Annotated in this window: 15 protein-coding genes; 9 read left to right on the top strand and 6 right to left on the bottom strand. The window is 43.0% G+C overall.

Annotated features, from left to right (window positions below; genetic code table 11):
• Positions 1-9 precede the first annotated feature (9 nt).
• The 5 genes from rng to SJ312_RS17540 form a co-directional block, all read right to left on the bottom strand.
• The gene (gene rng, locus SJ312_RS17560) at positions 10-1479 is read right to left on the bottom strand and encodes a ribonuclease G (RefSeq protein ID WP_004258373.1); all 1470 of its coding nucleotides are present in this window, start codon (positions 1477-1479) and stop codon (positions 10-12) included.
• Positions 1476-2063, bottom strand: coding sequence for a Maf family protein (locus tag SJ312_RS17555; RefSeq protein WP_096864402.1), 588 nt, complete (start codon positions 2061-2063; stop codon positions 1476-1478). Before SJ312_RS17555 ends, rng begins: the two co-directional genes overlap by 4 nt.
• 35 nt (positions 2064-2098) lie before the next feature.
• On the bottom strand, positions 2099-2587 hold the full coding sequence (mreD, locus tag SJ312_RS17550) for a rod shape-determining protein MreD (RefSeq protein ID WP_004258382.1): 489 nt from the start codon (positions 2585-2587) through the stop codon (positions 2099-2101).
• A gap of 44 nt (positions 2588-2631) precedes the next feature.
• Positions 2632-3600 carry a rod shape-determining protein MreC gene (gene mreC / locus SJ312_RS17545; RefSeq protein ID WP_004258388.1) on the bottom strand — a complete coding sequence of 323 codons (969 nt, stop codon included), beginning with the start codon at positions 3598-3600 and terminating at the stop codon, positions 2632-2634.
• A gap of 84 nt (positions 3601-3684) precedes the next feature.
• Complete coding sequence (locus tag SJ312_RS17540) at positions 3685-4728, bottom strand: rod shape-determining protein (RefSeq protein ID WP_004908213.1); 1044 nt, start codon at positions 4726-4728, stop codon at positions 3685-3687.
• Positions 4729-5331: 603 nt separating this feature from the next.
• On the opposite strand from SJ312_RS17540, the gene SJ312_RS17535 reads away from it, so the two are divergent.
• From SJ312_RS17535 to fis, 9 genes are all read left to right on the top strand, one after another.
• Positions 5332-6312, top strand: coding sequence for an oxidoreductase (locus SJ312_RS17535; RefSeq protein ID WP_110591209.1), 981 nt, complete (start codon positions 5332-5334; stop codon positions 6310-6312).
• 235 nt (positions 6313-6547) lie between these two features.
• Positions 6548-7012 carry a type II 3-dehydroquinate dehydratase gene (gene aroQ, locus SJ312_RS17530; RefSeq protein ID WP_004258402.1) on the top strand — a complete coding sequence of 155 codons (465 nt, stop codon included), beginning with the start codon at positions 6548-6550 and terminating at the stop codon, positions 7010-7012.
• An 18-nt stretch (positions 7013-7030) separates the two neighbouring features.
• The gene (gene accB, locus SJ312_RS17525; RefSeq protein ID WP_004258405.1) at positions 7031-7501 is read left to right on the top strand and encodes an acetyl-CoA carboxylase biotin carboxyl carrier protein; all 471 of its coding nucleotides are present in this window, start codon (positions 7031-7033) and stop codon (positions 7499-7501) included.
• Positions 7502-7513: 12 nt separating this feature from the next.
• Positions 7514-8860 carry an acetyl-CoA carboxylase biotin carboxylase subunit gene (accC, locus tag SJ312_RS17520; RefSeq protein ID WP_004258411.1) on the top strand — a complete coding sequence of 449 codons (1347 nt, stop codon included), beginning with the start codon at positions 7514-7516 and terminating at the stop codon, positions 8858-8860.
• A gap of 175 nt (positions 8861-9035) precedes the next feature.
• Positions 9036-9278, top strand: a complete 243-nt coding sequence (locus SJ312_RS17515; RefSeq protein WP_004258419.1) for a DUF997 family protein — start codon at positions 9036-9038, stop codon at positions 9276-9278.
• Positions 9268-10728, top strand: a complete 1461-nt coding sequence (gene panF / locus SJ312_RS17510; RefSeq protein WP_036958029.1) for a sodium/pantothenate symporter — start codon at positions 9268-9270, stop codon at positions 10726-10728. Before SJ312_RS17515 ends, panF begins: the two co-directional genes overlap by 11 nt.
• 198 nt (positions 10729-10926) lie before the next feature.
• A complete protein-coding gene (prmA, locus tag SJ312_RS17505) occupies positions 10927-11811 on the top strand; it encodes a 50S ribosomal protein L11 methyltransferase (RefSeq protein ID WP_036958031.1) in 885 nt (294 codons plus the stop codon).
• 317 nt (positions 11812-12128) lie between these two features.
• On the top strand, positions 12129-13112 hold the full coding sequence (dusB, locus tag SJ312_RS17500; RefSeq protein WP_004258432.1) for a tRNA dihydrouridine synthase DusB: 984 nt from the start codon (positions 12129-12131) through the stop codon (positions 13110-13112).
• Positions 13113-13119: 7 nt separating this feature from the next.
• Positions 13120-13416 (top strand): DNA-binding transcriptional regulator Fis, encoded by a 297-nt coding sequence (gene fis, locus SJ312_RS17495; protein ID WP_004258438.1) that lies wholly within the window; start codon positions 13120-13122, stop codon positions 13414-13416.
• A 79-nt stretch (positions 13417-13495) separates the two neighbouring features.
• On the opposite strand, the gene SJ312_RS17490 is transcribed toward fis, so the two are convergent.
• Positions 13496-15052 (bottom strand): methyl-accepting chemotaxis protein, encoded by a 1557-nt coding sequence (locus SJ312_RS17490; protein WP_110591208.1) that lies wholly within the window; start codon positions 15050-15052, stop codon positions 13496-13498.
• Between the last annotated feature and the right edge of the window lie 190 nt (positions 15053-15242).

Here is a 15242-nt window from a genome sequence, read left to right as displayed (position 1 = left end):
AATCTCCTTTTACATCATTACGACATCAAAACGTTCCTGACTGTAAAGAGGTTCAGTCTGAACTTTAACTTGCTTTCCAACAAAGATTTCAACTTCTGCGAGGGCGTGTGACTCATCCCCTTTAAGGACATCAACCACCGCTTGGGATGCATAAACTAAGAACCTATCTGCATCGATAGTACGGTGAACACGAACTATTTCACGTAAAATTTCATAACATACCGTTTCTACCGACTTAACGGTTCCGCGCCCTTGGCAAGTCGGGCAATCATCACATAATACGTGTTCTAAGCTTTCTCTTGTACGCTTACGCGTCATTTCGACTAAGCCCAGTTGCGAAAAACCATTAATGGTTGTTTTAACTTTATCTTTACTCAATGCCTGCTCTAATGACGCTAATACACGGCGGCGATGTTCCGGGTCAGCCATATCAATAAAATCAATAATAATAATGCCGCCTAAGTTGCGTAAACGCAGTTGCCTTGCTATCGCTTGGGTTGCTTCGATATTGGTATTAAAGATAGTTTCTTCAAGATTACGGTGCCCAACAAATGCGCCCGTATTAATATCAATGGTCGTCATGGCTTCAGTTTGGTCGATAATCAAATAACCACCTGATTTTAGCTCCACTTTTCGGTCCATTGCTCGCTGAATTTCGTTTTCAACGTCAAACAAGTCAAATATCGGCTGATTCCCTTGATAGAGTTCGAGCTTAGCTGTCATTTCTGGCACATACTCTTCGATAAATTCTTGTAATTGAGTATAGGTCAAACGAGAGTCAACACGAATGCGATCAAGGTGAGCGCCGGCAAAATCACGAATAATACGGTAAGCAAGTGCTAATTCACCATAAATTTTAGTGCGAGTCACATTGCGTTTTTTTCGTTCAATCACTTTTGCCCACAGGCGTTTTAAGAATGCGGCATCCTGTTTAACTTCCTCTTCCCCGACCCCTTCTGCTGCCGTACGAATGATAAAGCCCCCATTTTCATCACAATACTGTGAAACACACTCTTTTAGGCGTTCTCTTTCATCTTCACTTTCAATGCGTTGTGAAACTCCCACATGGGAAGCTCCTGGCATAAAGACCAAATAGCGAGAAGGGAGTGTAATATCCGTAGTTAGGCGAGCACCTTTGGTACCAAGGGGGTCTTTAACAACTTGGACGATTAAATCTTGTCCTTGCTTAACGAGCTCCGCAATATCCCTGACATGAAAGTTTTTTTGTTCATCACCCGCAATACATTCCGTATGAGGCATAATGTCAGAAGCATGCAAAAAAGCTGCTTTATCTAGACCAATATCAACAAAGGCCGCCTGCATTCCCGGTAAAACACGGCTCACACGGCCTTTGTAAATATTCCCTACTAGCCCTCTTTTTGCTTCTCGTTCAACATGAATTTCTTGTAATATCCCACCATCAATATAAGCAACGCGCGTTTCAGATGGCGTAATGTTTACTAATAGTTCCGCAGTCATGACTTCCCCTTACCATCACTTAACGCTAAAAATCGCTGAATTAGCTCGTCTGTTTCAACCAGTGGTAAACCAACAACCCCATGGTAGCTGCCATTAATTTTACGTATAAAACGCCCACCAATTCCTTGTATTCCATAAGCGCCTGCCTTATCCATTGGCTCACCAGATTGTATATAGTCCCGTATTTCGATTAAAGATAACTCGCGGAATGTCACATCTGTCACAATTAGTGACTGCATTGTCTGTTGACGGTTGGATAAGGCAATAGCCGTCATGACCTGATGGGTTTTTCCTGATAATGCACTTAGCATCTCTTCTGCGTGCTGATTATCTCGCGGTTTTTCTAAAATTTCCCCTGCGAGAACAACGATTGTATCTGCGCCCAAAACCGGTTGATTATCGGGTGCAATCGCAACACCGGCTAAAGATTTATCTCGTGCAAGACGTTGAACATAGTCTTGAGGCAACTCCCCCTCCTGCCACTGTTCTTCTACCTCTGGACGTAAAACCTCAAAGGTATAATTAAGTTGCTGAACAAGTTCACGTCGACGGGGTGAGCCGGACGCAAGATAAATTAAACACATAAACTGTATTCCCAGTCAGACCGACAACTAACACCCTAACATACTGAAAATTGCCGACGTATTTTACGTAAAAGCAAAAATAGCCATGGCCATAGAATACCATTCACTAAGCTATTCCAAAATACTTGCGGGTGGAATAATACTTGTGATGATAGAAATTCAGCCCAAAAAACAGCAAGATCTTGAATGATAGTGAGTAACATAATCACCAGAGCTTGCTGCCACAACGCCATATTACGCAACAATTGGTGTTTATAAGAGACGAGATAGCAAATAATGCTAAAAGAAAGAGCATGCACTCCCAGTGCAGAGCCCTGAATGGAATCTACGATAATCCCTAAAATAAAACTCGTACCAACACTCACTCGGTGTGGTAATGCCATCACCCAATAAGTGAGAATCAACAGAAGCCATGATGGCCGGTAAAAACTGAGTTGTTCCGGCCAAGGCATGACTTGTAAAATCAACGCAATAAAAAACGATAACCAAATGATGGCACGGCCATTTCCGCGATACTCATCCATGCTAATTTACTCTCTTGCCCATAACCATACTGTGTTTCCTCTACTTATGGTTGTGACGTCGGAGCCATTGATGGTGGCAATGGAGGCCCCTGAATTTCATTCGGATTAGGTAACACTTGCGGCAATACTTTCATTAATCGTTCATTTGCTGCACGATAAACTTCCGAAGGCTGTAGTGGCGTTTTAGGGTCGCTATCATTTCCCCATAGTAGCAAAAGGTAGCGTAAACGCTGCAATTCGGCACTCGGCTTCGCGCTGATAATAGTATAAGCACGTTGTGTGTCGTGTTTTACGGCAGAGACCACCCCTACAGGATAACCTTCGGGGAAACGCCCTCCTAACCCTGACGTGACAAGGACATCACCAACACGAATATCGGTATTTTCAGGCAACGGTTCTAATTGGATATCATCAGCACATCCGGAACCTGCAGCAATAACACGGACATCATTACGTAATACTTGTACTGGCAGTGCATGGGTAGTGTCGCAAATTAACAGAACACGGCTATTAAAGTTACTAACCCCAACCACTTGGCCAACTACGCCTTTATCACTAATAACGGGCTGCCCTTCATAAACGCCTTCATTGCTGCCCTTGTCTATAACCACTTGGTCACGATATGGCGTATTCGCGCCTGAAATAACTTGCGTGACCATCATGTGTTCATCTTGACGAAGTGGCGAACCAAGTAACTCCCTTAACCGCGCATTTTCCTGCTTAAGTTGTTCTAAAAGCAAGTTGTCCGCTTTTTTCAGTAATAGCTCTTGGCGTAAGGCTTTATTTTCGAATTGCAATTGTTCTCTTGAAGAGAAGCTTTCGGAGATATTATCTAGAAATTGACGTGGGCCATTGGCTAAAAAATAGAATGGGCTAACCGCCGTGTCTAAGTAGTTACGGACTTTATTGAAAGGCTCAAAGCGATGGTCAATCACCACCAGTACAAGTGCAATGATTACCGCAATAAAAATGCGTAGCTGTAGGGATGGACCTCGCCTAAAAATTGGCTTCATGTGTGGCTAAGTTTCACTAATGTCAGAGGAACAAAAAATAGTCAAAACAGTTGGGGACAGCCCCAACTGTTTCTAAAAGGCCATTTAGTCTTCGCTAAACAGGTCGCCACCGTGCATATCAATCATTTCTAACGCTTTACCGCCACCACGAGCGACACAAGTTAGAGGATCTTCAGCAACGATAACTGGGATACCAGTTTCTTCCATCAATAAGCGATCTAAATTACGAAGAAGCGCGCCACCACCGGTTAAGACCATACCGCGCTCTGAGATATCTGAGGCCAATTCAGGAGGACACTGTTCAAGTGCTAGCATGACTGCGCTGACAATTCCTGTAAGCGGTTCTTGCAATGCTTCTAAAATTTCATTGGAGTTCATCTTAAATCCGCGTGGTACACCTTCCGCAAGGTTACGGCCGCGAACTTCAATCTCGTAAACTTCATCTGTTGGGAATGCAGAACCAATTCCATGCTTGATGCGTTCTGCTGTCGCTTCACCTATCAGTGAGCCATAGTTACGACGTACATAGTTAATGATGGACTCATCGAAACGGTCACCACCAATGCGTACAGATGAAGAGTAAACAACGCCATTTAACGAAATAACAGCGACTTCTGTAGTACCACCACCAATATCAACAACCATTGAGCCTGTTGCTTCTGATACAGGTAACCCGGCACCAATAGCTGCGGCCATAGGTTCTTCAATTAAGAAGACTTCCCGTGCGCCCGCACTTAACGCTGACTCACGAATGGCTTTACGTTCAACTTGTGTTGCACCAACAGGGACACAAACAAGGACTCGCGGACTTGGGCGTAAAAAACTGTTGCTATGAACTTGTTTGATGAAGTGTTGCAACATTTTTTCAGTCAGGAAAAAGTCGGCGATAACACCGTCTTTCATTGGCCTGATTGCCGAAATATTACCTGGTGTACGTCCCAGCATCTGCTTCGCTTCACCACCGACAGCAGCAACGCTTTTTGGCGATCCAGAGCGGTCTTGACGAATAGCAACTACAGAGGGTTCATTTAATTTTACGCCTTGTCCTTTGACATAAATAAGGGTATTGGCCGTACCCAAGTCAATAGACAAGTCATTAGAAAACATGCCACGAAATTTTTTAAACATAACGAAAGAGTTATCCTGCAAGCTGGGGACGAATTTAAACCCGTCTACTCTACCAACCACTTGAAGCGGTCTCAAGGCGTTAATGAGCTGCTTCTAAAATATGGTTAATTCATCTATTTTTCACGTACCGTACTGTACATGCTTCTTATCTAAACGAAGCAGATAAAAACCCCAAAAACAGATATTAATTGTATTATTTACCTACAGGATAAAAACACACAAAAAAACACCTATTCTTTGGTTGTTATATACTCCATCTTTTTCTTCCCAGTGTGACAAGTTATTATGGCAACAAGTTCAAATATTATTTAGTTCTTTTTATTATTGCTACACACTGGCTATTTCCAATACAAATTGGGTGAATTCGCTGAGTGTTCGCTCTATTATCTACCAGAAACGCGGCAAATTTATGTCAATATGCAAAATGAATCCGTCAAGATGCGATATTTTGCATGATAAAAGCCTATTTATGCCAGAAAAAAATAAATTTTTACAAATTAATTACAATATTAATAGCTTAAATACTGTTACTACGTCAATGAAATACACTCAAATTTTAGTCATTTTCAAAATACATATTTAATCATTATATAGGAGTGAAAGATGAAAGCTCTCGTCCTACAACAAACTGACGAAAAAATCGTCTCTGGCATTCAACCATTAACTACAGAAATGCTTCCAGCCGGAGATATTATAGTCGATATTTATTGGTCTACACTTAATTATAAAGATGCATTAGCTATTTGTGGAAAAGCGGGCGTTGTTCGCCAATACCCGATGGTACCTGGTATCGATTTTTCAGGTGTGATCCACCACAGTGAAGACCCTCGTTTCCAAGTTGGCCAACATGTACTACTGACTGGATGGGGGGTGGGTGAAACGCATTGGGGCGGGTTAGCCTCTCAAGCAAGAGTCCCCGCAAAGTATTTAACCCCTCTTCCAGAAAATTTGTCCTTAAAACAAGCGATGGTTATTGGCACCGCCGGCTTTACAGCAATGCTTTGCGTAAATGCCCTAGAAGAAGCTGGTGTGACTCCTGATAAAGGCGAAGTCATCGTAAGTGGTGCAAGCGGTGGTGTAGGTAGTACTGCCGTGCAATTACTCTCTTTATTAGGTTATGAGGTTGTCGCGATTTCAGGTCGTGAAGAAAACAGCAGCTACCTGCAAAGTTTAGGTGCCAAGAGGGTATTACCTCGTAGTGATTTCACTCATCCTGCTAAACCATTAGACAAACAGTTGTGGGCGGGTGCGATTGATACAGTAGGTGGTGAATTACTCGCTAATCTTCTTGCGCAAACACACTATAATGGGACTGTTGCCGCCTGCGGCTTAGCGGGTGGCTTCGACTTACCAACCAGTGTCATGCCATTTATTTTACGTAATGTCCGCCTACAAGGTGTAGATTCGGTTTACTACCCTGCCGCAAATCGCCCTAAAGTATGGCAACGACTCGCGGAACTTCTACCTCCGTCTTTCTATGAGCAAGTCAGCAATGAGATTAAATTAGAAGATTCTGTCGAATATGCAAAAAAACTCTTAAAAAATGAAGTGACTGGGCGTACGCTAGTTAACCTGCGAGGTTAGTCACCAATTTATTGCGGTACTTTCGCCTAAATAGGGATTACCGCACATTTTCTAAAATAAATTCGGGTATTTTCTCTGATAAGACCAGTATTTTGCTGCTATATGTCACGAAATAATTATAATGACGAACCTTGTCAGTAGAAAATCCATTTATTTTTATGATAAAAGATGACAAACGCTTAGCATCGCGTTATGTTGTCGGGCTATTGATAATATCGTCGGAGTTAGCAGCATAATGGCAGAAGATATTCACATTTTACTCTTGAATGGGCCAAACCTAAACCTGCTAGGTACACGGGAACCCGATAAATACGGCAACCAAACTCTTGCCGATATCGTATCCAAGCTGGAGTCAGAGGCTAGCCAGTTAGGGGTAAAATTGAGTCATTTTCAGTCAAACGCAGAATTTGAACTAATCGATAAAATTCATGCTGCACGTCATGATGTTGATTTTATTCTCATCAATCCGGCTGCATTCACGCATACCAGTGTTGCACTACGTGATGCATTACTCGCGGTGAGTATCCCGTTTATCGAGATCCACTTGTCTAATGTGCACGCTAGGGAATCATTTCGCCAACATTCTTATTTCTCCGATAAAGCAATCGGTGTAATTTGTGGTCTAGGTGCTGATGGTTATAGTTTTGCTTTACAGGCAGCGGTTAACCGTCTGCGCCTAATTAATTCAATCCAAATATAAGAGTACGGAATCATATCCATGGATATTCGTAAAATTAAAAAGCTGATCGAGCTGGTCGAAGAGTCTGGCATTTCTGAACTGGAAATTTCTGAAGGTGAAGAGTCAGTACGTATCAGCCGCGTTTCACCTGCTTCCCAGGTTATGGCTGCACCTCAACAATATTACTCAGCACCGGTTGCACAACAACCTGCTCTGGCTAATGCGGTTGCACCATCTGAAGCTATGGTAGCGCCAGCTGCACCTGCTGCAGTTGCAGGTCACCAGGTTCGCTCACCAATGGTCGGTACTTTCTACCGCGCGCCAAGCCCTGAAGCGAAACCATTCGTTGAGATTGGTCAAACGGTCAGCGTTGGTGACCCACTTTGCATCGTTGAAGCGATGAAAATGATGAACCAAATCGAAGCAGATAAAGCAGGCGTTGTTAAAGCCATTCTGTTGCAAAACGGTGATGCAGTAGAATTTGACGAGCCATTAGTTGTCATCGAATAACGAGGCGTTTCCATGCTGGAAAAAATTGTTATTGCTAACCGCGGAGAAATCGCATTACGTATTTTGCGTGCCTGTAAAGAACTCGGCATCAAAACAGTAGCGGTTCACTCTACGGCAGATAGCGATCTAAAACACGTGTTACTGGCTGATGAAACAATTTGTATCGGCCCAGCAGCATCAGCGAAAAGTTACTTAAATATCCCTGCGATTATTTCCGCAGCGGAAATTTCAGGTGCTCAAGCGATTCACCCAGGATATGGTTTCTTGGCTGAAAACGCAGATTTTGCAGAACAAGTTGAAAACTCTGGTTTTGTTTTTATCGGTCCAAAAGCTGAAACCATCCGCCTAATGGGTGATAAAGTTTCTGCAATTAACGCGATGAAAAAAGCCGGTGTACCTTGTGTTCCGGGTTCTGATGGCCCATTAGGGAACGACACTGAAAAAAATAAAGCCATCGCAAAACGTATCGGCTTCCCTGTCATCATCAAAGCATCTGGTGGTGGTGGTGGTCGTGGTATGCGTGTGGTACGCAATGAGAAAGATTTAGAATCTTCGATCAACCTGACACGTGCCGAAGCGAAATCCGCTTTTAATAATGATATGGTTTACATGGAAAAATTCCTTGAAAACCCACGTCATATTGAAATTCAAGTCATGGCTGATGGCCAAGGCCATGCAGTTTACTTGGCTGAGCGTGACTGTTCAATGCAACGTCGCCACCAAAAAGTGGTTGAAGAAGCACCAGCACCGGGTATTACGCCTGAAATTCGCCGTAATATCGGTGAGCGCTGTGCTAATGCATGTATTGAAATCGGTTATCGCGGTGCAGGTACCTTCGAATTTTTATTCGAAAACGGTGAGTTCTACTTCATTGAAATGAATACCCGTATTCAAGTTGAACACCCAGTAACTGAAATGATCACTGGTGTAGACTTAATTAAAGAGCAACTGCGTGTTGCCTCTGGGTTACCATTATCTGTGAAGCAAGAAGATATCGTGGTGCATGGCCATGCTGTTGAGTGCCGTATCAACGCAGAAGACCCGAATACTTTCATCCCAAGCCCGGGTAAAATCACCCGTTTCCACTCACCTGGTGGTTTTGGCGTACGTTGGGAATCTCATATTTACGCAGGCTACACTGTACCTCCGTATTATGACTCAATGATTGGTAAATTAATTACCTATGGTGAAACTCGTGAAATCGCTATTTCTCGTATGAAAAATGCGTTAAACGAATTAATCGTCGATGGTATTAAAACCAATATTGAATTGCACCAAATGATTATGAACGATGAAAACTTCCAAAAAGGTGGAACTAATATCCACTATTTAGAGAAAAAACTGGGTATTGCTGAATAAGTCAGCGATAACCTGTTTAACTTATCGTCAATCGATACCGTAACGCCCTGCGTTACGGTATTTTTTTGTGTTAAATACGCTTTAGTGCACTTTTCTTCTGGTATTTTTCCACACTCAGTCCACAGATTATCGTACAATTGCTGATTATTTTTATGGGAATGAAGGGGAATAACGGGTGGATAAACGTTTTCTTCAATCAAATAAAGAAGCGCGCTGGTCATTTTATTTGACTATCGCCTATCTGGTCGGCTGGGTTATTAGTGCCTACCTACCGGACAACACGCTTGGAATTACAGGGCTACCACTGTGGTTTGAATGGTCTTGTCTCATCTTACCCATCATTTTTATTTTGCTCTGCATTATGATGGTTAAACTGATTTTTAAAGACATCTCTTTGGAGGAGAATGATGCAGATTGAAGTTCTCCTGCCTCTCGTCGGCTACCTAGCTCTCGTCTTTTTGCTATCCATTTATGCATATAAAAAACGAACAAAAGGCGAGTTTTTAAATGAATACTTTTTAGGTAATCGTTCAATGGGCGGCTTTGTCCTTGCGATGACCATCACAGCAACCTATATCAGTGCGAGTTCTTTTATTGGAGGACCAGGAGCTGCCTATAAATATGGCCTAGGTTGGGTGCTATTGGCGATGATCCAACTCCCCGCGATTTGGCTTTCCCTCGGCGTGCTAGGTAAAAAATTTGCTATTTTGGCGCGTCGCTATAATGCCGTTACACTCAACGATATGCTGTATGCACGCTACCAAAGTCGGTTTTTAGTGTGGTTTGCCAGTGTTAGCCTACTCATTGCCTTTTTTGGCGCGATGACAGTGCAATTTATTGGTGGTGCGCGCTTATTAGAAACAGCAGCAGGTATTCCATATACTTACGGGTTAATAATTTTTGGGGTATCTATCGCACTCTATACCGCAATTGGTGGGTTTAGAGCCAGCGTCCTGAATGACGCACTGCAAGGCCTAGTGATGCTTTTAGGTACGGTGATCCTGCTGGTTGCAATTATTTACCATGCAGGTGGTTTACCCGCAGCCATAGAAAAAATGCATACCATAGACCCAAAATTGGTTTCGCCTGAAGGTGCAGATGACATTTTAAGCGGGCCATTTTTAGCTTCGTTTTGGGTTTTAGTCTGTTTTGGGGTGATTGGTTTACCTCATACTGCGGTACGTTGTATTTCATATAAAGACAGTAAAGCAGTTCATCGAGGTATTATTTTGGGAACCATCGTCATGGCGATACTGATGTTTGGTATGCACTTTGCGGGAGCTCTCGGTCGTGCAATTTTACCTGACCTCACAATCCCAGACCAAGTGATCCCTACTTTGATGGTACAAGTTCTACCACCATTTGCAGCGGGAATTTTCTTAGCGGCACCGATGGCCGCAATTATGTCAACGATCAACGCACAACTACTACAGTCCTCGGCAACCATCGTAAAAGATATCTATCTGAATACCATGCCAACACAAATCAAAAATGAAAAGCGTCTTGCACGGATCTCTAGCCTTTCCACTTTGGTCTTAGGTGCATTGCTTTTAGTTGCAGCATGGAACCCGCCTCAGATGATTATCTGGCTGAATTTACTGGCTTTTGGTGGTTTAGAAGCTGTTTTCTTGTGGCCATTAGTCCTCGGGCTCTACTGGGAAAAAGCCAATGGAACAGGTGCTATCAGTGGTATGGTCATCGGAGGCGTCAGTTATGCCATATTGGCAAGTTTTAAAATTGAAATCATGGGCTTTCACGCTATCGTCCCATCACTGATTTTTAGTCTTATTGCCTTCCTTCTAGGTAATCTTTTTGGCAAAAATCCAGTACAATCACCAGCAAACGAACAGGTAACTAGCACTCACTGATTCCTATCTACTGATAGGTGAATTTGGCGTTACCTAATGTAAATGAACAAATGCAATGCTCTAGATAATTCGCGTCATAGATAGGCGGCAAACGAGCTAATCCCTAGGAGCATACACCAGTATGTGACTAGGGTTAGTGAGCGCAGCCAACAACGCTATGGCGTGAAGAATGACGAGCATTTTAGAAGAGAAAAAACAATGCCTTGGATACAAATCAAAATAAACTCAACCGCAAAAGATGCCGAAGCCCTTGGCGATGAGTTAATCGAAAGCGGTGCTGTGTCTGTCACCTTTCAAGACAGCCACGATACTCCTGTTTTTGAGCCGCTTCCGGGGGAAACGCGCCTTTGGGGTGACACCGATGTTATCGGTCTATATGACGCAGAAACCGACATGAAATTTGTCGTCGCTCAACTAGAAAATAGTCCGATATTGAGTCCAGGTTTTATCCATAAAATCGAACAATTAGAAGACAAAGATTGGGAAAGAGAATGGATGGATAACTTTCATCCGATGCGCTTTGGGGAACGCTTGTGGATCTGCCCAAGTTGGCGCGATGTGCCCGATCCAACGGCAGTCAACGTAATGTTAGATCCTGGCCTCGCTTTTGGTACTGGCACGCATCCAACCACCTCATTGTGCCTCCAATGGTTAGATGGCCTTGATCTAGAAGGTAAAACTGTGATCGATTTTGGTTGCGGATCTGGGATTTTAGCGATCGCCGCATTAAAATTAGGTGCCGCTCATGCGATCGGAATCGACATCGACCCTCAAGCTATCACTGCAAGCCGCGATAATGCGCAACGTAACGGTGTTTCAGAGCGTTTATCCCTATACCTACCAAAAGACCAGCCTAATGACTTACAAGCTGATGTCGTGGTTGCTAACATCCTTGCAGGCCCATTGCGTGAGCTCGCCCCTATGATTAGCGTGCTACCCCGCCCAGGTGGGTTATTAGGTCTTTCTGGCGTGCTCGCCACTCAAGCAGAAGGAGTGGCTGACGCTTATCGTTCAACTTTTGAAATCGACCCTGTTGCTGAAAAAGAAGAATGGTGCAGGATTACGGGTGTCAAGCATTTTTAATGAGTTTTTTTATTAAAATTAGAGAATAATTTCTTTGAAAACAACGCCAGAATAGATTATCTTATAGCTCAAATATTGCTCAATAGCTGGCGATAATCTGTTCTGCACGAGATTTGAACAGCACAACAGTTATTTTAATAAATCGTTATAATATCTAATTAACTATTTGTTAAATATAACTAATTTTATAATTGCAGAGATGCAAGATAAAAAAATTAGTGATAAATAACCGTTTGCTCAAAGTTTGTCCTTTCATATCTCGTAAAAAATGCGTAATATACGCGCCCTTGCAGTCACAGTATGGCCCCCATTTAGTTATGCGAATCGGACAATATCAGTTGAGAAACTGTCTTATTGCTGCCCCCATGGCAGGCATTACAGATAAACCGTTTAGGTCGCTCTGTTATGACATGGGTGCTGGGATGACAGTATCAGAGATGCTTTCTTCTAATCCTCAAGTTTGGAAGACCGACAAATCTAGACTCAGAATGGTTCATCGCGATGAACTTGGGGTTCGTTCCGTGCAAATAGCTGGCAATGATCCCGATGAAATGGCTGCCGCGGCTCAAATCAACGTTGAGAGTGGCGCTCAAATCATCGATATCAACATGGGCTGTCCAGCTAAAAAAGTGAATCGTAAGCTTGCAGGCTCTGCACTACTACGCTATCCAGACATCGTTAAATCGATTCTTGAAGGTGTCGTCAAAGCAGTGGATGTGCCTGTCACCCTTAAGATCCGCACAGGCTGGTCACCTGAAGAGCGAAACTGCATAGAGATTGCCAAATTGGCCGAAGATTGCGGCATTCAAGCTCTCACTATTCATGGCAGAACTAGAGCCTGTCTGTTTAATGGGGAAGCTGAATATGACAATATTCGGGCAGTTAAGCAGACTGTTACCATTCCGGTTATTGCCAATGGCGACATTACTGACCCGCTAAAAGCCAGAGCTGTTTTAGACTACACAGGGGCGGATGCCTTGATGGTAGGCAGAGCGGCTCAGGGAAGACCCTGGATCTTCCGGGAAATCCAGCATTATCTGGACACAGGTGAAATATTGCCACCAATGCCAATGGCAGAGGTAAAGCGTATTATGCTAGCGCATGTACAGGAATTGCACGACTTTTACGGTCAAGGCAAAGGAGCCCGTATAGCGCGCAAACATGTTTCTTGGTACTTAAAAGAACATGCACCTGATGACCAGTTTCGGCGCTCATTCAACACCATTGAGGATGCCAGCGAACAGCTGGAGGTGTTGGAAGCATTTTTTGAAAATTTTTGCGTAAATAAAGATAAGAGCTGACAGAACTATGTTCGAACAACGCGTAAATTCTGACGTACTAACCGTTGCTACTGTAAATTCACAAGATCAAGTAACTCAAAAACCGTTACGTGACTCAGTTAAGCAAGCACTGAAGAACTATTTTGCTCAATTAAATAATCAAGATGTTAATGATTTATATGAGCTGGTATTGGCTGAAGTAGAACAGCCTTTGTTGGACATGGTTATGCAATATACCCGTGGAAACCAGACCCGTGCAGCCCTGATGATGGGTATCAACCGCGGCACTCTGCGTAAGAAACTGAAAAAATACGGCATGAACTAATCCTAGTCGGTTAATGCAGTGTTTTTGTGAGCCCTCACTGTGATGCAGTGAGGGCTTTTTATTTGCAAAAAATAATGTGCTAGACCGTTTGTGTGGATAAATTAAACTGCTGAACCGCTTGTTGTAATTCTTGCGTTTGCCCCGCTAATGAACTAGCTGCAGTTGCCACTTGTTCAACTAAAGAGGCATTTTGCTGTGTAACGCCGTCCATCTGTGTAATCGCGACTCCAACTTGGGCTATTCCTTTGCTCTGCTCTTCTGAAGCCACGGTGATTTGCTCCATAATTGCTGTTACCTCATTAATTCCCTGTAAGATATTCTCCATCGTTTTTCCCATTTCATTCACCAAACCCGTTCCTTTCTGAACGCAAGCTCCTGAATCGGCAATTAGCCGTTCAATTTCCATCGCGGCTTCCGCACTGTGGCTCGCTAACTTGCGCACTTCTGCAGCGACTACCATAAAACCGCGTCCATGCACACCAGCACGAGCCGCTTCGATAGAAGCATTGAGCGCTAAGATATTCGTTTGAAAACTAATATCGTTAATCATGTTGATAATATCTGCTATTTTTTGTGAGCTTTGGGAGATTTCAGTCATGGTCACGACAACAGAATCAACAATGCTATTCCCTTTATTAGCGACCACGAACGCTTCGCCTACTAATTGATTAGCTTGGTGTGTGTTTTCCATATTCAGTTGAACTGCAGCGGTAATTTCCTCCATACTCGCAGCCGTCTCTTCTAAAGCGGCGGCCTGCTCTTCTGTTCGAGATGAAAGATCGCTATTACCGTTTGAAATCTCACTTGCCCCCAGATAAATATTTTCACTTCCTTGTCGGATTGTATTGACCGATTCACTTAAATCTTTTCTCATCCCTTCAAGTATTGGAAATAATTTTCCTACACAGCTATTTCCGAACGGCTGTACAGGATGGCTTAAATCCCCTTTCGCAATTTGAGTAAAATGTTGCCTCAGTAGCCCTAATGGTTTTTGCATCATCTCTGCCATATAGCGATCCGTAAAAATGAGCATGAAGATCCCTAATATAGCTGTAACGATCATGACCACTTGTGTAATATCTATCACGCTATCGACATTCTGCCGAGTATGGCTGATCAATTCATCAGCCGTCTGATTAAATTGCTGAATTGAAGCGCCAAAAGCTCGGCTTAATGCAGGTGTTACATTATGGGCATGCGCTAAATATTTGTCCGAATCGTTGTCCATACTCAATGCGAGTTGAGGCGTGACGCCATCATCTAGCAGTGATTGCCAATTATTGATCACCAAATCTGATACTTCAGGATCCATCGGTCCAGGAGAAATCGACTTCATTTGCTCTAAATATTTCCCCATATTGGACATCGCTTCTTTTACAGGGGCATAATCCACATCTTTCCCTTGGCTTTTACTTTCCATGACTCGAGTTAGTCGTGTGACAAAACGAAAATACTGATCATTTCCTTGACTAAGAACGGTCATTTGTTGCACCAATTGCCTATCAATATCATTTCCATCAGCAATGCGTGATAATGACCAACCACTGTATACATTCGTTCCACCCAAGATCAGACACAAAATACTTAATAATACGAAGACCACAGTGCGAATTGAGTAATTTCGAAGTTTCTGCATAGAATTTCTCTTTTGGTGGGATAATCTGACAATATTTAACTTTATCGGCGCTATAGAAAAATATTTTAATCCCTAGATTTGATTAACCAGCACTCGATATAAGTAAAAATACTTACATTTCAAGAGGGTTACTATTTGATTTTGGGAATCAGAGAAAATTAAAAATTTGAAATTAATTTGAGTAATTTGA

It is taken from the genome of Providencia sp. CIM-Carb-044 (assembly GCF_033901115.1).
Classification (GTDB): domain Bacteria; phylum Pseudomonadota; class Gammaproteobacteria; order Enterobacterales; family Enterobacteriaceae; genus Providencia; species Providencia hangzhouensis.
This window is presented reverse-complemented; position numbering and strand designations above follow the sequence as displayed.

What these genes read in the sequence shown, in the direction of transcription:
- dusB (WP_004258432.1), top strand. Translation starts at nt 12,129, where the DNA reads ATGCGAATCGGACAATATCAGTTGAGAAACTGTCTTATTGCTGCCCCC.
- mreC (WP_004258388.1), bottom strand. Translation starts at nt 3,600, where the DNA reads ATGAAGCCAATTTTTAGGCGAGGTCCATCCCTACAGCTACGCATTTTT.
- fis (WP_004258438.1), top strand. Translation starts at nt 13,120, where the DNA reads ATGTTCGAACAACGCGTAAATTCTGACGTACTAACCGTTGCTACTGTA.
- SJ312_RS17540 (WP_004908213.1), bottom strand. Translation starts at nt 4,728, where the DNA reads ATGTTTAAAAAATTTCGTGGCATGTTTTCTAATGACTTGTCTATTGAC.
- mreD (WP_004258382.1), bottom strand. Translation starts at nt 2,587, where the DNA reads ATGGATGAGTATCGCGGAAATGGCCGTGCCATCATTTGGTTATCGTTT.
- panF (WP_036958029.1), top strand. Translation starts at nt 9,268, where the DNA reads ATGCAGATTGAAGTTCTCCTGCCTCTCGTCGGCTACCTAGCTCTCGTC.
- aroQ (WP_004258402.1), top strand. Translation starts at nt 6,548, where the DNA reads ATGGCAGAAGATATTCACATTTTACTCTTGAATGGGCCAAACCTAAAC.
- SJ312_RS17535 (WP_110591209.1), top strand. Translation starts at nt 5,332, where the DNA reads ATGAAAGCTCTCGTCCTACAACAAACTGACGAAAAAATCGTCTCTGGC.
- SJ312_RS17490 (WP_110591208.1), bottom strand. Translation starts at nt 15,052, where the DNA reads ATGCAGAAACTTCGAAATTACTCAATTCGCACTGTGGTCTTCGTATTA.
- accB (WP_004258405.1), top strand. Translation starts at nt 7,031, where the DNA reads ATGGATATTCGTAAAATTAAAAAGCTGATCGAGCTGGTCGAAGAGTCT.
- accC (WP_004258411.1), top strand. Translation starts at nt 7,514, where the DNA reads ATGCTGGAAAAAATTGTTATTGCTAACCGCGGAGAAATCGCATTACGT.
- prmA (WP_036958031.1), top strand. Translation starts at nt 10,927, where the DNA reads ATGCCTTGGATACAAATCAAAATAAACTCAACCGCAAAAGATGCCGAA.
- rng (WP_004258373.1), bottom strand. Translation starts at nt 1,479, where the DNA reads ATGACTGCGGAACTATTAGTAAACATTACGCCATCTGAAACGCGCGTT.
- SJ312_RS17555 (WP_096864402.1), bottom strand. Translation starts at nt 2,063, where the DNA reads ATGTGTTTAATTTATCTTGCGTCCGGCTCACCCCGTCGACGTGAACTT.